This window comes from Salmonella sp. 32100201201700099SM, from assembly GCF_017572645.1.
Lineage (GTDB): Bacteria > Pseudomonadota > Gammaproteobacteria > Enterobacterales > Enterobacteriaceae > Salmonella > Salmonella enterica.
The window spans coordinates 359089-379452 of the sequence record NZ_JAGERQ010000003.1; the positions used below are offsets into that span (position 1 = coordinate 359089).

The following is a 20364-nucleotide window of genomic DNA, read 5'->3' on the forward strand; positions in this document are numbered from 1 at the left end:
GCGTAACCTCTTATCCGGCATTGCGCTATACTGTCGGCCCCGCGCCTTCCGCACGGTCGGCTTTCTTCAGGGCTTTAATTTCCTGACGACGCATACGGAAAAAATCACTGAGCAGCGTCGCACATTCATCGCGCAGCACCCCTTCAATAATGTCGACCCGGTGATTCATTCCCGGATGGTGCAGCACATCAATTAGCGATCCGGCCGCGCCGGTTTTTGCATCGCGCGCGCCAAAGACAACGCGTCCAATGCGGCTATGCACCATAGCGCCTGCGCACATCACACAGGGTTCCAGCGTGACATACAGCGTGGTATCCAGTAACCGGTAATTCTGCAATACCAGACCGCCCTGACGCAGCGCCATTATTTCAGCATGCGCAGTAGGATCGTGGCGGCCAATGGGTCGGTTCCAGCCTTCGCCAATGACGCGATGGTTATGCACCAATACCGCGCCAACCGGAACCTCGCGTTCGTCCCAGGCGCGTTTCGCCAGCGTCAGCGCGTGGCGCATCCAGTATTCGTGATCTAATTCGACATCAGACAAAGAGGTAACTCCGGTAATGAAAGCGGGCGGCATTATACACAAACGCTATGCGTTTCACTATTCGAGCTGCTGCAACTCGCCGTGCGGCGTCACCCGCCAGCGATGCTGGCAAAAATAAAGCAGCGGGTTATCCTGTTTGCTGTCGCTGTAGCCACTATAAAGACGCAACGGCGTACCGATTTTACGTTCCAGTTGCGCGACTTTTTCATGGCCCAGGCAGCGCACGGTTAATACCCAGCCGCCATACCGTCGCGCCATCTAGCTGGCGATAAGGTTAACGCGCGGCAGCCACGGCGTATCAAAATAGACTTGCTCTACCAATGATTGCGGAGAACCGGTAATAAGCCAGATATCCGCGTCAGAGCTCAATAGATAGGTGGTCAGACGCTCCTGTACAACCGGAAACGCCGTGACGTTAGCGCGAAACCAACGGACAAAATCCGCCTGATGCGCCTGCAAACGCGTTTCGCTATGGCCAAAAGTACAGCCCCACAACAACAGACTCATCGGCCAGCGGGCCGCACGCCCTTTTACCAGTAAACCGATACCGATAATGGGTAACAACGGCAGTACGAGCAGCGCATTTAGCGGCTGACGGCGCAGCAAATAACGCAGAAAACTGCCGAACATATCCTGTTGATGTAACGTTCCATCCAAATCAAAAAAGACGACACGACGCTCGTGGCTGACCAAACCTTACTCCTCTGGATCATTGAACCCCAGCAGCCAGGTAAAAATAAACCCGGCAATTACCGCTATTAAATAGCCTAACAGATAGAACAGGACTTTTCCGGCAACAATTGTTAATGCCAGCGGCAAACCGGAAATACCAAAGGTAATTACCGTCGCCACTTTCCAGTAGCTGATCAACGCCCCGCCTACCGCGCCGCCAAGGCAAGCGCCAATAAATGGCTTACCCAATGGCAGCGTGACGCCAAAAATAAGCGGCTCGCCAATCCCCAGCAGTCCGACAGGAAGCGCGCCTTTAATCACCTTTTTGAGTCGCGCATTTCGGGTTTTCATCAGTACGGCAATGGCCGCGCCTATCTGACCAACGCCCGCCATCGCCAGGATGGGAAACAGCGCGTTATAGCCGTGCGCTTGCACCAGCTCCACATGAATAGGCACCAGCCCCTGATGCAGCCCGGTCAGTACCAACGGCAGGAAGGTTCCGGCTAACACCGCGCCCACCAGAAAACCGCCGCGATCGATAGCCCAGGACGCGCCGTGAGCGATAGCGTCTGAAATCCAGCCGCCAAGCGGTTGTAGAGCGACAATCGCTACCGCGCCGGTGATAACAGTCGTCAATAAAGGGTTAAGAATTAACTCCAGCGACCCCGGCAGCAGCTTACGGAACTGGCGCTCAATCCAGCACATTAACGCCACCACCAGCAGGACGGCGATGACGCCGCCCCGTCCCGGCTGAAGCACCTCGCCAAAGAGCGTAATCTGCGCCAGTTGCGGGCTGGAAAGGATCCCCGCCATCACGCCGCCTAACGCCTGCGATCCGCCAAAGACTTTCGCGGTATTGACGCCAACCAGAATGTTCATGATAGCGAACACCGCGCTACCAAATATCCCCATCAGGCCCAGCAGGTTAGGATAGTGGACGGCAACATCGCCGACGATATCCGGACGTTTCAGAATGTTGATAATGCCGGTAATCAAGCCGGATGCGATAAAGGCGGGGATGAGCGGAATAAAAACATTCGCCAGCTTACGCAACGCATCGCTCATCGGCGCTTTATACTTCGCTTTCGCCTCGGATTTGGTACGCACCATAGCGTCATCCGGCTTTACACCACCTGCGGCAATCTGCACGCGCATCGCATCAACCACCTGCGCAGCCTTCCCCGGCCCAACGATCAGCTGATGTTGCTCCCCTTGCTTTACGTATCCACTGACGCCAGGCAACGCTTTTAAGCGTGGGATATCCAGTTGGCTGTCGTCCTGTACCTCCACCCTGACTCGCGTCATACAGTTTTCCAGGCGCAGAATATTTTGCTCTCCGCCGATACCACGTAAAATGTCGCTGGCGAGCGCTGCCGTCTTATCCATACACACCTCTTTAGTGTTCTAACGCCGCCCTTAAAAAGCCCTGATGAGCGGCGAGTTTTTCCCTGGCGGCTGCAGCATCCAGCCCCGTAAGCGCCATCAAAATGGCGGGCTTAACCTCAAAATCGGTCTGTTTCAGCAAAGCTTCCGCCTCTTCACGACCTATCCCGGTCGCTTCAACGACCATCCGACACGCGCGATCGACCAGTTTGACGTTGGTGGCTTTCATATCCACCATCAGGTTTTGATAGACCTTGCCGAACTTCACCATCGCGCCGGTAGAAATCATATTGAGCACCATTTTCTGTGCGGTGCCGGATTTCAGCCGCGTGGAGCCGGTAAGCGCTTCCGGCCCGACAACGGGCGAAATAGCGATATTAGCCTCCCGCGCAATAGGCGAATCTGGATTACAGGAGACGGCAACAGTGGTACAACCGGACTGTCGCGCATAGCGCAGGCCGCCAATCACATAGGGTGTACGCCCCGACGCCGCGAGCCCCACGACCAGATCCTGTTCTTGCAGATTTAGCGCGACAAGATCGTCTTCGCCTGCCTGTTGGCTATCTTCCGCGCCTTCGACCGCTTTCAGCAACGCGCCCGGCCCGCCGGCAATCAGCCCGACGACCAGACCGTGCGGAACGCCAAACGTCGGGGGGCATTCTGAGGCATCCAGTACGCCAAGCCGACCACTGGTGCCCGCGCCCATATAGATGATACGTCCGCCAGACTTCAGCGCCGCCGCCGCGGCATCCACCGCACGCGCGACGTCAGGCAGAGTGGCTTTTACTGCTTCCGCTACCAGCGTATCCTGTTCATTAAAACGCTTAACTAATTCAGGAGTAGGCAACGCATCCAGATCCATCGTTTGCGGGTTACGGGTTTCAGACACTAAGGTACCAAGATTCATTTTTGTCCCTCTGGAATTTTTAATTCATAATAAGCGTCCATGATGGAATAGAATATTCCTCCAGGCGAGTGAAATTTCGTTTTGTCGTCGCCATCACGTTTCGCAGGAGCTGCCCATGAACTGTTTGATACGTATTCGCCAGCGTTATCCGGATCTCGCGCAAAGCGACAGGAAACTGGCGGATTATCTGCTCGCGCAACCGGATACGGCGCGGCATCTGAGCTCGCAGCAACTGGCGGCCGAAGCGGGCGTCAGCCAATCCAGCGTAGTCAAGTTCGCGCAAAAACTGGGGTTTAAAGGGTTTCCGGCATTGAAACTGGCTATCAGCGAAGCGTTGGCCAGCAATCCTAATCCGCATTCCGTTCCCGTTCATAACCAGATTCGCGGCGACGATCCGATGCGCCTGGTCGGGGAAAAATTAATTAAAGAGAATGTGGCGGCGATGCACGCCACGCTGGACGTTAACAGTGAAGAAAAGCTGTTAGAAAGCGTCACGATGATGCGCCACGCCCGCCGTATTGTGATCACCGGGATTGGCGCCTCTGGGCTGGTGGCGCAAAATTTTGCCTGGAAGCTACTGAAGATTGGCATTAACGCGGTGGTTGAGCGCGATATGCACGCCCTGCTGGCGACGGTGCAGGCGCTGGCGCCGGAGGATCTGCTGCTGGCGATCTCTTATTCCGGGGAGCGGCGCGAGCTGAACCTGGCGGCGGACGAAACATTACGCGCAGGCGCGAAAATCCTGGCCATTACCGGTTTTTCTCCCAACGCCTTGCAGCAGCGCGCCACTCACTGTCTGTATACGATTGCTGAAGAGCAGGCGACGCGCAGCGCCGCTATCTCCTCGACACATGCGCAAATGATGTTGACCGACTTACTGTTTATGGCGCTGGTACAACAGGATTTAGAGCGGGCGCCGGAGCGTATTCGCCATAGCGAGGCGCTGGTAAAAAAACTGGTATGAAAATGGCTCTTCCGCCTCATGCAGAAGAGCCATCAAGTTTATTGCGCTTCTTTAGCGTGAATCAATTGCGTCAGGAGTGTGTTAACCGGTACGGCAATATTGTTCTGAACGCCGATTCGCGCAATCGCACCATTTAAATAGTCGATTTCAGTCAGTCGGCCTTTATGTAAATCCTGATGCATAGAAGGATAGTGGTGGCCGCTCTCACGCGGATCGAACACTTTCTTCACCGTATTCATCACCATTTGCTCAGTCAACGAAATATTCTGGCTGGCAGCAACTAACACAAACTCATCAACTACGGCTTGCGCTAAATCTAAAGCACCAGGCCGCTGACCAAATCCGCCGACATTACAATCCAGTAGCGCGCAATAGGTGTTCATTACGCTATTAAAGGCTGCTTTCTTCCAGATCGATAATAATACGTCAGGGCTTATTTCAGCATTCAATCCAGCGCTATTAAGGGTGGCAATGACCTTAGCCTCTTGAGCCGAATCCTGGCTGGCAATCGGCTGCAGTTCAATCGTTCCGGTACCGGTGGCCATAATATGCCCAGCCCCCTCCAGTTCGCTGGACCATAACGTCACACCCGCATAGATTTTATGCCGATCGACATATTTCTCCAGCGTTTCAATATTTCCCAGACCGTTAGATAGAATCATCACGACTTTCGCGGCTGGCAGTAATGGCTTGATACGCTGTAACATGCTATCCAACTGCATGGCTTTGGTAAACAGAATAACCAGCTCAAACTCCCCCTGGGATTCATCAGCCAACATAGCAGGGATGGGGTAATACTTCTGCGTCGTTTCCGTTTCGACAAACAACCCCTTGCTACGAATAGCGTCGACATGCTCCTGCCAGCTATCGATAAGCGTCACGTCGTGCCCGGCCTCCAGCAGCATATAGCCAAAACGACACCCCATAGCGCCTGCACCTGCGATTGCAATTTTCATTTTTATTTCCTTATTATCTGATTAATGAATTTTGGCTAAAACCGTTGCGACATATTTTTTCGTTATCAGGGTCAACACGACTCCAATAAGCAATAGCACCGTTGTCAAAATAAATACTGTATTGTAGCTTCCGGTATATTTTGCAATAGCGGACGTGACGTAAGGAGCAATAACCGCACCGACGGCAAAACCAAAATACATAAAGCCGTAGTTTAGTCCCTGGTTACGCATACCAAAATTCTGGCTGGTCAAGCCAGGGAAGATAACTAATATACCGGCATAAGCAAAGCCCACGCCCAGAGCGCTGAAATAGAATACCGAAGTATTACCGTTGAAGAACAACAGCAGCAGCATACAGACGCAGGTAAAAAGATAAACAATAACCAGCGTATTATAGCCGCCTAATTTATCGGTTAACCCTCCCCAGAACAGGCGACCGATCGAGTTAAATATCGAGACCAGGCTAACGACTAATGCACCGGACAGTAAACCGTACTGCGTCATACCAATTTGCGCAGAACTTGAGCTAATTACCATCCCAGAGAACACGCCCAGCGCCAGAATCATAAACAGCAGCCAGAAGCGCAGATCTTTCAGCATGTGCCGATAGTCTTTATCCAGTGGCGAGGCTTTAATTCCTCCGCTATCTTTTGCTGGCGCGCTACGAATAAAGAACTGGACGATAAAAATAACCACCAGATAAACAATACCCAGATATAACAACGCCCGACTAACATCATGAGTTTGCGTCATAAAATATTCGGCCAGGCGGGTGCAAAGTAGCGTCCCGACGCCAACACCCGCCAGTACGATACCGCTGGCCAGACCGCGACGGTCAGGGAAAAATTTCAAAATATTATTAAGATTACCCGTAAAAGCCAGGCCCGATCCCAACCCGGCAATGACGCCGTAGGTTAAAAACAGCATGGGCAAATTATCCACAAACCCGGACAAGATAAAACCTAAAGAAAACAGGATACCGCCGATAACTATCGCCTGCTTTCCTTTACCATTGTCGATCATTCTCCCGCCCCAAATCATCGGTAAAGGAATGATCCCCATGTTGATAGAGAATGCTAACGCCAGCGTAGCCGGATCCCAGTGATATTGCGCCATGAGTGGTGTTTTGAAATAGCTAAATGCGTAGACGCCCCCGAGCACAAAATTGATGCACACGTGAGCGGCAAGCATTCCCCAGCGGTTGATTGATGCCGACATAATTTTCCCTTTAAAATGCACTGATCACAGTTTAAAAAAAGCAAAATAGGCAAACAATTTGGTATTTTTTATAATCGTTATAACAAAACCCAATCGATTGGCATTAAATTTTAATGAATATCAAACAACTACACTCCTTCCTGATATTGTGTGATGAATTACATTATGGTCGGGCGGCCAGTCGCCTGTTTATCACTCAGCCATCATTAAGTCAGCAAATCAAACAACTTGAGTCATCACTTAAAACAATATTATTTAAGCGAAAAGGTAGAGGAATTAAATTAACAAAAGCAGGCATTATTTTGCAACGACACGCTAACAAAATAATGCTGGATTTAAAAAATGCAGAAAATGAACTTCTTCCCTATCAGGATCAACAGCGCGATACTATTTCAATCGGGGTGTCAGGCAGCTACCTGGTTCTGTCCGCTTTTCGCAGCTTTATGGCGCACCATCCGGAAATATCTTTAAATGTTAAAGAGTTCTCAACTGAGCAAACCATTAAAAAGCTGACGGATAGCGTCGTTGATATTGGCATTGTTTATCGAACAGCGCTCCCTGCCCAGCTAAGCTCGACCATGCTGTTTGAAGATGAAATTATCGCTGCAATCCCACTTTCTCATCCTCTGGCGACACGCGAACGTCTGCATCTAAAAGATTTAAACGACCAGCCCATTATCGTGCTTAATGACTCTCTGCTATTAAGGGGGATCATCACCACTGAATTTAATAACCGCAAAGTCGTCCCTAACGTCATCTGCGAGCTGGATAACCACTACTCATGCCTTGAGTATGCCGAAGCGCAGATTGGCATCGCATTTATTACCCGCTCGCTAACCCATTTATCGACACCCAAAAATGTTCGCCTGGTTTCACTGGGCATCCCCGCATTCTTTATTCCTGTCATGCTGGTGCACAGTAATGACCTTTCACTGGATAACGCAACTATCTGCCTGCTCAAGCAGATCAAAAATTTTTACACGGTAGATAACAAATCAGCGCCAGAAAAGAGCTGGCCCGAGCAGAAAATAGGCGTATAATGCCCGCCCGATTTGTGTTGTTTCTGAGAATTTCCTGATGGCGCTGTTAATCACCAAAAAATGTATCAACTGCGATATGTGCGAGCCGGAGTGCCCGAATGAGGCGATTTCAATGGGCGACAACATTTATGAAATTAACAGCGACAAATGCACCGAGTGTGTAGGCCATTACGAAACGCCGACCTGTCAGAAAGTCTGTCCGATCCCCAATACGATTTTGCAGGATCCCGCCCATGTCGAAACCGAAGAACAGTTGTGGGATAAGTTTGTTCTGATGCATCACGCAGATAAACTGTAAGCGGGTTAACGCACTTCCAACGCAACAATGCCTGATGGCGCTATGCTTATCAGGCCGACAATATATCGGCCTGTAGGTCAGGTAACGTGTTTACGCCGCCATCCGGCAAATCTAACTTTCCAGAATGACCGTAGCGCAGGCGTAATGGCGTTCATCGGCCAACGTGACATGCATGTGCGCCACACCGAGTTTTTCCGCCAGCGTTAACGCCTCGCCCCACAGCCGCAAACGTGGTTTTCCCAGCTCATCGTTAAATACTTCGAACTGATTAAACGCCAGACCGTTGCGGATGCCGGTGCCAAAAGCTTTCGCTGCCGCCTCTTTCACCGCAAAACGCTTGGCGAGAAAACGCACCGGCTGCTGATGCGTCTCCCAGATAGCCCACTCGTTGTCACTGAGCACACGCCTTGCCAGACGTTCGCCGGAACGGGAGATCACTGCCTCAATGCGGGCAATCTCTACAATATCCGTTCCCAGGCCGAGAATCGCCATTAGCCGCGCGCTTCCAGCATCAAACGTTTCATTTCAGCCACCGCCTCTTTCAGCCCCGTCATCACTGCCCGACCAATAATGGCATGACCGATATTGAGCTCGTGCATTTCCGGCAGTGCGGCAATAGCTTTGACGTTATGGTAGGTCAGGCCATGACCCGCATTTACTTTTAGCCCCAGACGGGCCGCCAGGGTCGCGGCGCTGGCAATACGCGCCAGCTCTTTTGCCTGTTCCGCATCGGTTTCTGCGTTGGCGTAGCAGCCGGTATGGATTTCGATAAACGGCGCGCCGACTTCCGCCGCCGCGTTGATTTGCGCTTCATCGGCATCGATAAAGAGCGAAACCTGGATGCCAGCCGCCGCCAGGCGCGCACAGGCATCACGCATTTTATCGCGCTGTCCGGCCACATCCAGACCGCCTTCGGTGGTGACTTCCTGGCGTTTTTCCGGCACCAGACAACAGAAATGCGGCCTGGTTTCTACGGCGATCGCCAGCATCTCTTCGGTCACCGCCATCTCCAGATTCATACGCGTATGCAGCGTCTGACGCAGAATGCGCACATCGCGATCGGTAATGTGGCGACGATCTTCACGCAGGTGTACGGTAATGCCGTCCGCGCCTGCCTGTTCAGCAATAAACGCCGCCTGTACCGGATCCGGATAGTCGGTGCCGCGCGCATTACGTAACGTGGCAATGTGGTCAATATTGACGCCTAACAGTAATTCAGCCATGACAATCCTCGTTAATCTTTTTTCGTTTTTACTGTGCGTTTGGGCATAAATTGCCGGAACAGCTCCCGGCTTTTTAACGGTTTTCCCCCAAGATACGGCTTTAATGCCATACGGGTAAAGCGTTTAGCGGCACGCAGGGTATCTACATCCGGAAATTCCCGCGCCTCCAGCGCTTTCAGGTGCCGTCCGGTAAAGGTGTTGTTATCGATGACGACGCTGGCGAAAAAGCCTTTTTCTTCGCGGTAACGGTAGGTCATGGTGTCATCCACCCGTTCGCCGCTGCCTGCACAGTGGGTGAAATTGACGCCATACCCCAGATGACCCAGCAACGCCAGTTCGAAACGTCGCAACGCCGGTTCAGGCGAGCCGGTGGTTCCCGCTAGCGCCTGAATACAGTTCAGATAATCAAAAAAGAGTTCGGAGAAGCGCGTTTCATATTCCAGTACGCGAGAGAGGAGCTCGTTGATGTACAGGCCGCTATAGAGCGTAATACCGCTTAACGGCAGCGCCAAAGAAACTGCCTCGGCGCTGCGCAGGGTTTTCACCTCGCCGCGTCCGCTGTAGCGTAGCAATAACGGCGTAAAAGGCTGCAACGCGCCTTTCAGATTGGAACGTTTAGATCGCGCGCCTTTGGCGACAAGGCGCACGCGCCCCGATTCTTCCGTGAAGACGTCCAGCATCAGGCTGGTTTCGCTCCAGGGGCGACTGTGCAGGACAAATGCGCGCTGCCACCCTTCCACGCTGTGTTAACTCACAGATCGTCTACGTAACCGAGACTGCGCAGAGCGCGTTCGTCATCAGCCCAGCCGGATTTCACTTTCACCCACAGTTCCAGGTGTACCGGCGCTTCGAACATCTCCTGCATGTCTTTACGCGCTTCAATACCAATGGTTTTGATTTTGGCGCCTTTGTTGCCAATCACCATCTTCTTCTGCCCTTCGCGCTCGACGAGGATCAGCCCGTTGATATCATAGCCGCCGCGTTCGTTGGTAACAAAACGTTCAATCTCAACGGTAACGGAATACGGCAGCTCGGCGCCGAGAAAACGCATCAGCTTTTCACGAATGATTTCAGACGCCATAAAGCGCTGAGAGCGATCGGTGATGTAATCTTCCGGGAAGTGGTGAATCGCTTCCGGTAAATGTTTACGCACGATACCAGCAATAGTATCGACGTTCATACCCGTTTCAGCAGAGATGGGTACGATATCAAGAAAGTTCATCTGGCTTGCCAGGAACTGGAGGTGCGGCAGCAAATCGGCTTTTTCCTGCACGTTATCCACCTTGTTAACGGCGAGAATAACCGGTGCTTTGCCATCGCGCAGTTTGTTCAGGACCATTTCGTCGTCCGGCGTCCAACGGGTGCCTTCCACAACGAAAATCACCAGCTCAACGTCGCCAATCGAACTGCTCGCCGCCTTATTCATCAAACGGTTAATGGCGCGCTTTTCTTCCATATGCAGACCCGGGGTATCGACATAGATTGCCTGATACGGGCCTTCGGTATGAATACCGACAATGCGGTGGCGCGTGGTCTGCGCTTTACGGGAAGTGATCGAAATCTTCTGCCCAAGCAGTTTGTTCAGCAAGGTGGATTTGCCAACGTTCGGACGTCCGACGATGGCAATAAATCCGCAGTAAGTTTTGTCAGTGCTCATTCCAACTCCAGTTTTTTCAGCGCCTGTTCGGCGGCAGCCTGCTCCGCCTTACGACGGCTGGAACCCGTGCCAACCACCGGTTCGCTCAGGCCGCTGACCTGGCAGTGGATAGTAAATTCCTGATCGTGCGCCTCGCCGCGTACCTGCACAACCAGGTAAGATGGCAGCGGCAGATGGCGACCCTGCAAATACTCCTGCAAGCGCGTTTTCGGATCTTTTTGTTTATCGCCCGGACTTATCTCATCCAGACGAGTTTTATACCAGTTAAGGATTAACTGCTCGACGGTCTGGATATTACTATCGAGAAATACTCCGCCGATTAACGCTTCAACGGTGTCCGCCAGAATGGACTCTCGACGAAATCCGCCGCTTTTTAATTCGCCCGGCCCTAAACGCAGGCACTCGCCTAAATCAAATTCACGGGCTAATTCCGCCAGCGTATTGCCACGTACCAACGTGGCGCGCATACGGCTCATATCTCCCTCATCCACCCGTGGAAAACGGTGATAAAGCGCGTTAGCGATAACGAAGCTCAGGATTGAATCGCCTAAAAATTCCAGGCGTTCGTTATGTTTACTGCTGGCGCTGCGGTGAGTTAATGCCTGCTGCAACAGCTCCTGATGATTAAAAGTGTAGCCCAGCTTCCGTTGAAGCCGATTAATTACGATGGGGTTCATGCGATACCAATAAATGAATGCGTCAACAATCCAGCACACGAAACAGACCTGATACACGTCATCTGTCCTGCCGCATCGCTGCAGCGGAAAGAAGGTTGTCTATAACCAACGCTGTTTCGTGTGCCGTGGCGACCAAACGGCGCCAACCTAAAACTTCGGGGGAATATTCTATACACAACGACAGGGGATGTCGTTAGTCTGAGGGAATTTATCCAGGAAATAATTCACGCTGCCGCTAAAAAGACGGCAGCGTGAACGATCATTTCGTCACAGTTAGTGAATACCGCCGATACGACTCAGGCGTACGCCTGTCGGCCACTCCCCTTCCTGCTTGTCAAAGCTCATCCAGATAGCGACCGCTTTACCGACCAGATTCGCTTCCGGAACAAATCCCCAGTAACGGCTATCCGCGCTGTTATCGCGGTTGTCGCCCATCATGAAATATTGTCCCGGTGGTACAACCCAGGTCGCCAGCGGTTGTCCTGGCTGTTGGTAATACATGCCCAACTGATCCTGGGCTATCGGCACCATCAGGATGCGGTGGGTTACATCGCCTAACGTCTCTTTACGTTCGGTCAGGCGAATGCCGTTTTCTTTTGTCTCGTTTAGCGGAACTTCAAAGAAACCGCTGGTCGCTTCTCCGCCGTTACGGCGGGCAAAGGTCTGTACAAAATCGCTCGGCTCAACGTTAGAGTAGGTAACCGGCAGCGCATTTTCGCACGCCTGACCGGAGCTACAGCCAGGCTGAATCGTCACTTCTTTCGCAACTGGATCATAAGTGATTTTATCGCCCGGCAAACCGACTGCGCGTTTGATGTAATCTAACTTAGGATTTTCCGGATATTTAAATACCACAATATCCCCGCGCTTCGGATTACCGGTTTCAATCAGGGTTTTCTGGTAGATCGGATCTTTAATGCCGTAGGCAAATTTTTCCACCAGAATAAAATCGCCGATAAGCAGTGTCGGCATCATTGAGCCTGACGGGATCTGAAAGGGTTCATAAAGAAATGAACGAACGATCAGAACGATCGCCAGAACCGGGAAAACCGACGCCCCGGTCTCCAGCCAGCCCGGCTTAGGCGCCACTTTATTGAGCGTAGCGTTATCCAGCGCATCTCCCGACGCCGTTTGCGCGGCAGCCTGGCGCGCCCGACGTTTTGGCGCGAAAACAAACTTATCAACGCACCATAAAATGCCCGTCACCAGTGTGGCTATCACCAGAATCAGGGCAAACATGTTCGCCATGCCAACTCCTTAGGGATTATTTATTGTCTTTACCGACATGCAGAATGGCGAGGAACGCCTCCTGAGGCAGCTCGACGTTACCGATCTGCTTCATGCGTTTCTTACCTTCTTTCTGTTTCTGCAGCAGTTTTTTCTTACGACTGATATCGCCGCCGTAGCACTTCGCCAGCACGTTTTTACGTAACTGTTTTACCGTCGAACGGGCAATAATATGCGTACCAATCGCCGCCTGAATCGCGATATCAAACTGCTGACGTGGGATCAAATCTTTCATCTTCTCCACCAGCTCGCGACCACGGCTTTGCGAGTTATCACGGTGCGTGATCAGCGCCAGCGCATCGACACGTTCGTTGTTGATTAACACATCAACACGCACCATATCGGAAGCCTGGAAGCGCTTGAAGTTATAATCCAGAGACGCATAGCCGCGCGACGTTGATTTCAGACGGTCAAAGAAGTCGAGCACCACTTCCGCCATCGGGATTTCATAGGTCAACGCGACCTGGTTACCGTGATACACCATGTTAGTTTGTACGCCGCGTTTCTCAATACACAGCGTAATAACGTTACCTAAATAGGCTTGTGGTAACAGCATATGACACTCGGCGATAGGCTCGCGCAGTTCATAAATGTTATTCAACGGCGGCAGCTTGGAGGGGCTATCAACATAGATAGTCTCTTTCGCCGTTGTTTCTACTTCATAAACCACGGTCGGCGCAGTGGTGATCAGATCCAGATCGTATTCGCGTTCCAGACGCTCCTGAATGATCTCCATGTGCAACAGGCCGAGGAAGCCGCAGCGGAAACCAAAGCCCAGCGCCGAGGAGCTTTCCGGTTCATAAAACAGTGAGGCATCGTTCAGGCTCAGCTTGCCGAGCGCGTCGCGGAAACTTTCATAATCGTCGGAGCTGACCGGGAACAGACCTGCATAGACCTGCGGTTTCACCTTCTTAAAGCCCGGCAACGCTTTTTCCGCTGGGTTACGCGCTGAGGTTAAAGTATCGCCAACCGGCGCGCCGAGGATATCTTTAATGGCGCAGACCAGCCAGCCTACTTCGCCGCACTTCAGCTCGGTACGATCAACCTGTTTCGGCGTGAAAATCCCCAGGCGGTCAGCGTTGTAGGTCTGCCTGGTGCTCATCACTTTAATTTTGTCGCCTTTACGCATGGTGCCGTTTTTAATACGCACCAGCGATACCACGCCCAGGTAGTTATCGAACCAGGAGTCAATAATCAGCGCCTGCAGCGGGCCGTCCGGATCGCCTTGCGGCGGCGGGATATCGCGCACCAGGCGTTCCAGAACATCCGTCACGCCGACACCCGTTTTGGCGGAGCAGCGTACCGCATCCGTCGCATCGATGCCGACAATGTCTTCAATTTCTTCCGCCACACGCTCCGGATCGGCGGCCGGCAGATCAATCTTGTTAAGCACCGGCACCACTTCAAGATCCATTTCCATCGCGGTGTAGCAGTTCGCCAACGTTTGCGCTTCTACGCCCTGGCCGGCATCCACCACCAGCAGCGCGCCCTCGCAGGCGGCTAACGAACGGGAAACTTCATAGGAAAAGTCAACGTGTCCCGGCGTGTCGATAAAGTTCAGTTGATAAGTTTCACCATCAGACGCTTTAAAATCCAGCGTCACACTCTGGGCTTTAATAGTAATACCGCGCTCACGCTCAAGATCCATCGAATCAAGTACCTGAGCTTCCATTTCACGGTCAGACAGGCCACCGCAGATTTGGATAATACGGTCAGACAGCGTCGATTTACCGTGGTCAATGTGAGCAATGATCGAAAAGTTACGTATGTTCTTCATAGAGATAAATTATTATGCCTTACGCCTGGTTGACCAGACTTTAGAGGTCGCTGTTCTGAGCTTAACGTCTGTTTTAACTGAAACGCCGCATTCTACACTACAACGCTAAGGCGAGGAAATGTTCATAGTGTACGGAGAGCGGGAACTGGAAAACGCCTCGCTTTTTTCCTGTAAAACACCGCAACGCAGGAAAAGCGCATGTTTATCGGGACAACAACCCAACGCGGCAGGTGCACCGTTGGGCAAAACGTTTACTGGCGCGTTTCGATTGAGGTAGTTTCGACGCGGACAAGGTTCGGCGGGAGGGCAACGTTTAAAATCACCGGCTGCCAGGCGTCACGCTCCGCCAGTTTTCGGGAATAGCCGCGGGCAACCAGAAAACCGCCCACGCCGCCCAGCACGGCCCCGCTTAATGCGGCAAGGTCAGATCCAAACAGCATCTGAAAAAGCGCCGCACAAAGAAATAGCCCCGCTAAAGGCGACATATAGACCAGCAACGCCGAACCTAAAAGGCTTTTTTCGGCGATGCCCAACTCGACTTTCTGCCCCGGCGCCAGCGGCTCCGCGCTTGGCACAACAATGGTATGCGTGGTTTGCGGCCCTAATTTATTCAGCACGCGACTGCCGCATCCCGCACGGGAGGCGCAGCTGCTGCATGACGCTTTAACGTCGCAGCTCACCACCGCCTGACCATTCTGCCAGGAGACAACGGTTGCCCACTCTTTAATCATTGTACTGCCCTGAATTTGATACTGTCGGCAATGCGCTTCGCCGTTTGCGGCGGAAGCTCGCCGACAATGGTGATTTCCGCGTTGTCGCGAACGCTGCTATAAACCGTTCGGCGCCCGGTGCGCAGCATCTGATCGCTGCTGTTTTGCGTCGCCCGGTTCACATTGACGGAAAAGCTAAACAGACCGTCAGAATAAAGCCGCGATTCGATAGGCAGGTTATCCATCGTCGGCAACGGACGACGGCTGCTGGAAACTTCGCTAAAGCCTTGCGGCACCCAGGATGAATTCCAGTTAAATTTCGTTTTTTCGCCACCGGGAACAGAAAGCAGCGGCGGAAGATTCGCCTTCGCCAGCGCCTGCATGGTGCTGCCGATATCCTGACTCACCGTGAACGCAATAACGCGGAACTGCTCCAGCGTCTCGCCATCGCGATCCAGCAGATCAACGCGCATCGGTAGTTTGGTGTCCATGTCCATCCAGACGATATAGCTGTAACGCGTACCATCGCGCGCCACAACGCGGATAACTTCGCACAATCTGTCTGCGATACGGGTGCGACCGACGGAAATAAAGTCGTAGTAAGGCGCCAGACGCTTGAAATCGGTGTAAATCAGGGAAGGCAGAGAATCGACAATATAATCACCGTTCAGGGTGAACGGCTCAAGGCCCGGTTCAAAATAACTGATTTCATTACCACGCTGTACGACCTCCCGGCGAGGACCGTCCAACTGTAGCAATTGCGCAAGCGGGCGACCATCCAGGCGTGCGTGTCGATAACGCAGAGATTCAACGCCTTGTTTCGTGATGCTGACGAATGACAGCTCGTAATTCAGTGACTGACTGGCGATGTTCATCTGCTGCAATAACGCCCCGGACGCAGGGTCGGCCGAGGCGTTTACTGAGAAGAACAGGCTAGCCGCCACAAGGGACATGGCAAACCAAAGTTGCTTCATTACTGCGATTGCGTTCCTAAAGTTTGGATTCCTGGCACCTGTACCGCGGCTTGCTGGGTTTGCGCCTGCTCAAACTGAAGCTGTTCGGAGTGCAGTCGGCGCTGCAGTTCATAGTCCTGCAACATGGCATTAATGCGACGACGCTGCTCCTGTACCTGCTGTTGCTGACTGCCGACAGGCGCTGCTTCAGAAGGCACTCCCAGACTTACCGGGCTGGCTTTCCCCATCATAGGCAGGGTATTGAAAACCGGCGTTTCAGGTTGTTGGGATGTTTCAGATTGCCCATTATAGTGCTGGACACCGACGATAACTGCAAGTGAAACGCACGCCGCCACGCCCATTTGGGTAAGCTGCGCCGCCCACGGACGCACTTTTTTCCAGAACGGCATTTTCTGCCATTGCTGCGGAGCGGGTTGGGCCTCAGGGATTAATGGCGACACCTGACGTACTGGCTCGTTTTCAATAGCGGCCATCACGCGAGCGGATATATCGAAATGGAGAACGTCAGGCGTATCCCCCCGCATTGAATCGCGGATCAGGTGATAACTCTCCCAGGTTTTCTGCATTTCCGAGTCGTGCGTAAGCGCTTTGAGCAGCTCACTATCCAACGTTTCGCCATCCATCAAAGCGGAAAGTTTTTCTTTCTGCATGCCTAATACCTTTTCCAGTATCCCGCTATCGTCAACGCCTGATAAGCGGTTGAACTTTATTATCAATAGCTTCCCGCGCCCGGAAGATACGTGAACGCACCGTCCCCACCGGACAATCCATGATAGCCGCTATCTCTTCATAGCTCAGGCCATCCAGCTCCCGTAAGGTGATTGCCATACGTAAATCTTCCGGGAGGGACTCAATAGTTCGGAAAACTATCTGTCTCAGTTCTTCTGACAACATTAAGTTCTCAGGGTTCGAAATTTCTTTCAGCGCGCCGCCGCTTTCAAAGTTTTCTGCTTCAATCGCGTCTACATCACTGGAAGGCGGACGACGCCCCTGCGCAACCAGGTAGTTCTTCGCGGTATTGACCGCAATACGATACAACCAGGTATAAAAAGCGCTATCCCCCCGGAAAGAATCCAGCGCGCGATAGGCCTTAATAAATGATTCCTGTACGACATCGGGAACGTCGCCCGATGGCACATAGCGGGAAACCAGACTCGCCACTTTATGCTGGTAGCGCACTACCAGTAAGTTAAAGGCTTTCTGATCTCCCTTCTGGACCCGTTCAACCAAGACCTGGTCCGTTAACTGCTCGCTCATCCGAGGTAATGTCTCCCCAAACCAAATTTCCACGCGCTTTCGAAACGCCACTCCATAAGCCGCACTATGAGCAAGCAACAGGTTAGAGTGTCTATGTTTCGTAAAGTTCCGTTACGCATTTGTTTTTGTTTGTCATGTTGTAGACAGGTCTTATCTTCCATTATAAGTCTACAGATGCTGAACAACGCACTATCTGTACAGAAATGCCCATTTCGTCGTTTGCAGAGTAACCTAACAGCATCTTTATTTCACTACAAAATCCGACGCTAACACCCTGCCCTATAAAATATTTTTTGCCGTTTATCTCTCGCCGTATTTTTATTTTATGTTTAATAAGCACAACACTTTTGAAATCATAACGTGCTTTTTAGCGCCATATAGTGCTAATCTGCCGCAACCATGTTTAGTAAATTAAACAAGAACCATAATGACAACTCCTGAACTGTCCTGTGATGTGTTAATTATCGGCAGCGGCGCGGCCGGACTCTCGCTGGCGCTGCGTCTGGCTGAAAAACATAAGGTTATCGTCCTGAGTAAAGGGCCGGTGAGCGAGGGCTCCACGTTTTATGCGCAGGGCGGTATTGCCGCCGTGTTTGATGAAACCGACAGTATTGCGTCGCATGTCGAAGATACGCTGATTGCCGGCGCCGGAATTTGCGATCGCCACGCGGTGGAGTTTGTCGCCAGCAACGCCCGTACCTGCGTGCAGTGGCTTATCGATCAGGGCGTCCTGTTTGATACGCATGTCCAGCCAAACGGCAAGGAGAGCTATCATCTCACGCGTGAAGGCGGCCATAGTCATCGCCGTATCCTTCATGCCGCCGACGCTACCGGAAAGGAAGTCGAAACCACGTTGGTCAGTCGGGCGCAAAATCATCCTAATATTCAGGTGCTGGAACGCAGCAACGCCGTTGATTTAATTATTTCCGATAAAATGGGTCTACCGGGGCCTCGCCGGGTCGTCGGCGCCTGGATCTGGAATCGCAATAAAGAATGGGTTGAAACCTGTCATGCGAAGTCGGTGGTGCTGGCGACCGGTGGCGCCTCAAAGGTGTATCAATATACCACTAACCCGGATATTTCCTCCGGCGACGGTATCGCGATGGCCTGGCGCGCGGGCTGTCGGGTCGCTAATCTGGAATTTAACCAGTTTCATCCCACTGCCCTTTATCACCCGCAGGCGCGTAATTTTCTCCTTACCGAAGCGCTGCGCGGCGAAGGCGCATACCTTAAACGTCCGGACGGTTCACAGTTTATGCCGGACGTTGACGAACGCGGCGAGCTGGCGCCGCGCGATATTGTCGCCCGCGCTATTGACCATGAGATGAAACGACTCGGCGCAGACTGTATGTTTCTCGATATCAGCCACAAGCCTGACGATTTTGTCCGCCAGCACTTCCCGATGATCTATGCGAAACTGCTCGATTTGGGTATGGATTTAACCAAAGAACCGATTCCCGTTGTTCCTGCCGCACACTATACCTGCGGCGGCGTGGTCGTCGATGATTATGGTCGTACCGATGTAGACGGCTTATATGCCATTGGCGAAGTCAGTTACACCGGCCTGCACGGCGCTAACCGTATGGCGTCCAACTCGTTGCTGGAATGCTTAGTGTACGGCTGGTCCGCAGCAATCGATATCGACAGGCGAATGCCTTCTGTCCACAGCGTTGACGTCCTTCCCGCCTGGGATGAAAGCCGCATGGAAAACGCCGATGAGCGGGTGGTGATTCAGCATGACTGGCACGAACTGCGTCTGCTGATGTGGGACTATGTGGGGATTGTGCGCACGACGAAACGGCTGGAGCGCGCCCTACGGCGTATTACTATGTTGCAACAAGAGATTGACGAATATTACGCCAACTTTCGCGTCTCGAATAATTTACTGGAGCTGCGCAATCTGGTGCAAGTGGCCGAACTGATTGTGCGTTGCGCGATGATGCGTAAAGAGAGCCGGGGGCTGCACTTTACGCTGGATTATCCGCAACAACTGGCTGAATCAGGCCCATCGATCCTTTCGCCGTTAACGCCTCACATAAACAGATAAAATGCCTGGGTCAGCGCCGTATAACTTTCAGAATAATGCTGGTCTGACCCGCGAATCACTAATCTGTCGCTAAAGCACTCCCCGGCTTGCGGGGAGAATGCGAGCAAAACCCGGTGCGGCAAGCGCGCTTCGTTTTCCGCAACGTCAGTACGTAGCCGCAAATGCCATCCCATGTTGAGCGCTTGCTGCGTAAAAGCGTTACCTATTTGTTCCGGCAAGACTACGCAAAAAAAGCCGTCTTCGGTAATACAATCCGCCGCAATAGCCAATAACGTCTGGTGATCCAGTGTAGCGGTGTAACGCGCCTGCTCCCGCTGCGGCGTGGCGCATTCCACACCGGGTTCGTAATAAGGCGGGTTGCTGATAATAAGATCAAAGCGTACCGTCTGGCGAGGCGCCCAACGCTGAATATCATCAGTATGCACTGTTATTCGATGCGGCCAGGGAGAGTGAGCCACGTTTTCCTGCGCTTGCATGGCAGCCCCGGCATCCAGTTCCACGGCGTCAATAGGCACATTGTCATCCGTCCGCTGCGCCAGCATTAACGCCAGCAGACCGCTTCCAGTACCGATATCCAGAATTCGCTTTACATCCGCGACCGGCGCCCACGCCCCGAGTAAAATACCGTCAGTTCCCACTTTCATCGCACACCGATCGTGTGCGACAAAAAACTGTTTAAACGTAAATCCGTTACGACGAAGAGCGGAGCCAGACTGAGACATGTAAAAACAACCTTGCAAAAAACGGCGACAGCGCCGGGTGAAAACAATACC

General features: G+C 52.5%; 22 protein-coding genes and 1 pseudogene. 4 read left to right on the forward strand and 19 right to left on the reverse strand.

From position 1 onward, the window contains the following. Positions 1-25: 25 nt before the first annotated feature. The 4 genes and pseudogenes from tadA to murQ all read right to left on the reverse strand — a co-directional run bounded on the left by tadA (position 26) and on the right by murQ (position 3506). Positions 26-577 carry a tRNA adenosine(34) deaminase TadA gene (gene tadA, locus J4685_RS07220; protein ID WP_001134564.1) on the reverse strand — a complete coding sequence of 184 codons (552 nt, stop codon included), beginning with the start codon at positions 575-577 and terminating at the stop codon, positions 26-28. Between the two features lie 24 nt (positions 578-601). Beyond that, positions 602-1237: pseudogene (yfhb, locus tag J4685_RS07225) on the reverse strand (phosphatidylglycerophosphatase C). Between the two features lie 3 nt (positions 1238-1240). Next, positions 1241-2602, reverse strand: coding sequence for a PTS transporter subunit EIIC (locus J4685_RS07230; RefSeq protein ID WP_000361668.1), 1362 nt, complete (start codon positions 2600-2602; stop codon positions 1241-1243). 10 nt (positions 2603-2612) lie between these two features. Then, on the reverse strand, positions 2613-3506 hold the full coding sequence (gene murQ, locus J4685_RS07235; protein ID WP_001048530.1) for an N-acetylmuramic acid 6-phosphate etherase: 894 nt from the start codon (positions 3504-3506) through the stop codon (positions 2613-2615). A 115-nt stretch (positions 3507-3621) separates the two neighbouring features. Here murQ and J4685_RS07240 point away from each other — a divergent pair, with 115 nt between their 5' ends. After that, positions 3622-4470, forward strand: a complete 849-nt coding sequence (locus tag J4685_RS07240) for a MurR/RpiR family transcriptional regulator (protein WP_000995698.1) — start codon at positions 3622-3624, stop codon at positions 4468-4470. Positions 4471-4508: 38 nt separating this feature from the next. On the opposite strand, the gene J4685_RS07245 is transcribed toward J4685_RS07240, so the two are convergent. Together J4685_RS07245 and J4685_RS07250 are read right to left on the reverse strand one after the other, a co-directional pair. Then, complete coding sequence (locus tag J4685_RS07245) at positions 4509-5426, reverse strand: oxidoreductase (protein ID WP_000684031.1); 918 nt, start codon at positions 5424-5426, stop codon at positions 4509-4511. Positions 5427-5447: 21 nt separating this feature from the next. Next, the gene (locus tag J4685_RS07250) at positions 5448-6644 is read right to left on the reverse strand and encodes an OFA family MFS transporter (protein ID WP_001276371.1); all 1197 of its coding nucleotides are present in this window, start codon (positions 6642-6644) and stop codon (positions 5448-5450) included. Between the two features lie 113 nt (positions 6645-6757). On the opposite strand from J4685_RS07250, the gene J4685_RS07255 reads away from it, so the two are divergent. Both J4685_RS07255 and J4685_RS07260 read left to right on the forward strand, forming a co-directional pair. Continuing rightward, the gene (locus tag J4685_RS07255; RefSeq protein WP_001022474.1) at positions 6758-7684 is read left to right on the forward strand and encodes a LysR family transcriptional regulator; all 927 of its coding nucleotides are present in this window, start codon (positions 6758-6760) and stop codon (positions 7682-7684) included. 37 nt (positions 7685-7721) lie between these two features. Next, positions 7722-7982, forward strand: a complete 261-nt coding sequence (locus tag J4685_RS07260; RefSeq protein ID WP_001196287.1) for a YfhL family 4Fe-4S dicluster ferredoxin — start codon at positions 7722-7724, stop codon at positions 7980-7982. A gap of 111 nt (positions 7983-8093) precedes the next feature. Here the strand turns inward: J4685_RS07260 and acpS are convergent, their stop codons facing one another. The 12 genes from acpS to rseD all read right to left on the reverse strand — a co-directional run bounded on the left by acpS (position 8094) and on the right by rseD (position 17705). After that, the gene (gene acpS / locus J4685_RS07265) at positions 8094-8474 is read right to left on the reverse strand and encodes a holo-ACP synthase (protein WP_000986043.1); all 381 of its coding nucleotides are present in this window, start codon (positions 8472-8474) and stop codon (positions 8094-8096) included. After that, on the reverse strand, positions 8474-9205 hold the full coding sequence (pdxJ, locus tag J4685_RS07270; protein WP_000818964.1) for a pyridoxine 5'-phosphate synthase: 732 nt from the start codon (positions 9203-9205) through the stop codon (positions 8474-8476). Before pdxJ ends, acpS begins: the two co-directional genes overlap by 1 nt. A gap of 11 nt (positions 9206-9216) precedes the next feature. Next, the gene (gene recO / locus J4685_RS07275; protein WP_000399380.1) at positions 9217-9945 is read right to left on the reverse strand and encodes a DNA repair protein RecO; all 729 of its coding nucleotides are present in this window, start codon (positions 9943-9945) and stop codon (positions 9217-9219) included. Between the two features lie 11 nt (positions 9946-9956). Beyond that, positions 9957-10862 carry a GTPase Era gene (gene era / locus J4685_RS07280; protein WP_000102230.1) on the reverse strand — a complete coding sequence of 302 codons (906 nt, stop codon included), beginning with the start codon at positions 10860-10862 and terminating at the stop codon, positions 9957-9959. After that, the gene (gene rnc / locus J4685_RS07285) at positions 10859-11539 is read right to left on the reverse strand and encodes a ribonuclease III (RefSeq protein WP_001068341.1); all 681 of its coding nucleotides are present in this window, start codon (positions 11537-11539) and stop codon (positions 10859-10861) included. Before rnc ends, era begins: the two co-directional genes overlap by 4 nt. Before the next feature lie 273 nt (positions 11540-11812). Beyond that, on the reverse strand, positions 11813-12787 hold the full coding sequence (gene lepB, locus J4685_RS07290; protein WP_000002562.1) for a signal peptidase I: 975 nt from the start codon (positions 12785-12787) through the stop codon (positions 11813-11815). 16 nt (positions 12788-12803) lie between these two features. After that, positions 12804-14603, reverse strand: a complete 1800-nt coding sequence (gene lepA, locus J4685_RS07295) for a translation elongation factor 4 (RefSeq protein WP_000790158.1) — start codon at positions 14601-14603, stop codon at positions 12804-12806. A gap of 251 nt (positions 14604-14854) precedes the next feature. After that, positions 14855-15334 carry a SoxR-reducing system protein RseC gene (gene rseC, locus J4685_RS07300; RefSeq protein WP_000589088.1) on the reverse strand — a complete coding sequence of 160 codons (480 nt, stop codon included), beginning with the start codon at positions 15332-15334 and terminating at the stop codon, positions 14855-14857. Continuing rightward, a complete protein-coding gene (gene rseB, locus J4685_RS07305) occupies positions 15331-16287 on the reverse strand; it encodes a sigma-E factor regulatory protein RseB (protein WP_000812020.1) in 957 nt (318 codons plus the stop codon). Before rseB ends, rseC begins: the two co-directional genes overlap by 4 nt. Beyond that, positions 16287-16937 (reverse strand): anti-sigma-E factor RseA, encoded by a 651-nt coding sequence (rseA, locus tag J4685_RS07310; protein ID WP_001168377.1) that lies wholly within the window; start codon positions 16935-16937, stop codon positions 16287-16289. Before rseA ends, rseB begins: the two co-directional genes overlap by 1 nt. Positions 16938-16968: 31 nt before the next feature. Next, positions 16969-17544: an RNA polymerase sigma factor RpoE gene (gene rpoE, locus J4685_RS07315; protein WP_000003307.1), complete on the reverse strand. Its 576-nt coding sequence runs from the start codon at positions 17542-17544 to the stop codon at positions 16969-16971. Next, complete coding sequence (gene rseD / locus J4685_RS07320; RefSeq protein ID WP_014344135.1) at positions 17541-17705, reverse strand: rpoE leader peptide RseD; 165 nt, start codon at positions 17703-17705, stop codon at positions 17541-17543. The genes rpoE and rseD overlap by 4 nt, the downstream gene beginning before the upstream one ends. 263 nt (positions 17706-17968) lie before the next feature. Here rseD and nadB point away from each other — a divergent pair, with 263 nt between their 5' ends. After that, complete coding sequence (nadB, locus tag J4685_RS07325) at positions 17969-19591, forward strand: L-aspartate oxidase (protein ID WP_000989176.1); 1623 nt, start codon at positions 17969-17971, stop codon at positions 19589-19591. Here nadB and trmN read toward each other — a convergent pair. Then, entirely contained in the window at positions 19576-20313 is a 738-nt protein-coding gene (gene trmN, locus J4685_RS07330; RefSeq protein WP_000083339.1) for a tRNA(1)(Val) (adenine(37)-N(6))-methyltransferase TrmN, read from the reverse strand. The two genes, nadB and trmN, sit on opposite strands and share 16 nt — an antisense overlap. Between the last annotated feature and the right edge of the window lie 51 nt (positions 20314-20364).

Bases quoted from the DNA above. Each gene is read 5' to 3' on its own strand.
- trmN (WP_000083339.1), bottom strand. From the start codon at position 20,313: ATGTCTCAGTCTGGCTCCGCTCTTCGTCGTAACGGATTTACGTTTAAA.
- pdxJ (WP_000818964.1), bottom strand. From the start codon at position 9,205: ATGGCTGAATTACTGTTAGGCGTCAATATTGACCACATTGCCACGTTA.
- rnc (WP_001068341.1), bottom strand. From the start codon at position 11,539: ATGAACCCCATCGTAATTAATCGGCTTCAACGGAAGCTGGGCTACACT.
- rpoE (WP_000003307.1), bottom strand. From the start codon at position 17,544: ATGAGCGAGCAGTTAACGGACCAGGTCTTGGTTGAACGGGTCCAGAAG.
- murQ (WP_001048530.1), bottom strand. From the start codon at position 3,506: ATGAATCTTGGTACCTTAGTGTCTGAAACCCGTAACCCGCAAACGATG.
- rseB (WP_000812020.1), bottom strand. From the start codon at position 16,287: ATGAAGCAACTTTGGTTTGCCATGTCCCTTGTGGCGGCTAGCCTGTTC.
- J4685_RS07230 (WP_000361668.1), bottom strand. From the start codon at position 2,602: ATGGATAAGACGGCAGCGCTCGCCAGCGACATTTTACGTGGTATCGGC.
- acpS (WP_000986043.1), bottom strand. From the start codon at position 8,474: ATGGCGATTCTCGGCCTGGGAACGGATATTGTAGAGATTGCCCGCATT.
- rseD (WP_014344135.1), bottom strand. From the start codon at position 17,705: ATGGAAGATAAGACCTGTCTACAACATGACAAACAAAAACAAATGCGT.
- era (WP_000102230.1), bottom strand. From the start codon at position 10,862: ATGAGCACTGACAAAACTTACTGCGGATTTATTGCCATCGTCGGACGT.
- rseC (WP_000589088.1), bottom strand. From the start codon at position 15,334: ATGATTAAAGAGTGGGCAACCGTTGTCTCCTGGCAGAATGGTCAGGCG.
- lepB (WP_000002562.1), bottom strand. From the start codon at position 12,787: ATGGCGAACATGTTTGCCCTGATTCTGGTGATAGCCACACTGGTGACG.
- rseA (WP_001168377.1), bottom strand. From the start codon at position 16,937: ATGCAGAAAGAAAAACTTTCCGCTTTGATGGATGGCGAAACGTTGGAT.
- J4685_RS07255 (WP_001022474.1), top strand. From the start codon at position 6,758: ATGAATATCAAACAACTACACTCCTTCCTGATATTGTGTGATGAATTA.
- J4685_RS07250 (WP_001276371.1), bottom strand. From the start codon at position 6,644: ATGTCGGCATCAATCAACCGCTGGGGAATGCTTGCCGCTCACGTGTGC.
- lepA (WP_000790158.1), bottom strand. From the start codon at position 14,603: ATGAAGAACATACGTAACTTTTCGATCATTGCTCACATTGACCACGGT.
- J4685_RS07260 (WP_001196287.1), top strand. From the start codon at position 7,722: ATGGCGCTGTTAATCACCAAAAAATGTATCAACTGCGATATGTGCGAG.
- tadA (WP_001134564.1), bottom strand. From the start codon at position 577: ATGCCGCCCGCTTTCATTACCGGAGTTACCTCTTTGTCTGATGTCGAA.
- J4685_RS07240 (WP_000995698.1), top strand. From the start codon at position 3,622: ATGAACTGTTTGATACGTATTCGCCAGCGTTATCCGGATCTCGCGCAA.
- J4685_RS07245 (WP_000684031.1), bottom strand. From the start codon at position 5,426: ATGAAAATTGCAATCGCAGGTGCAGGCGCTATGGGGTGTCGTTTTGGC.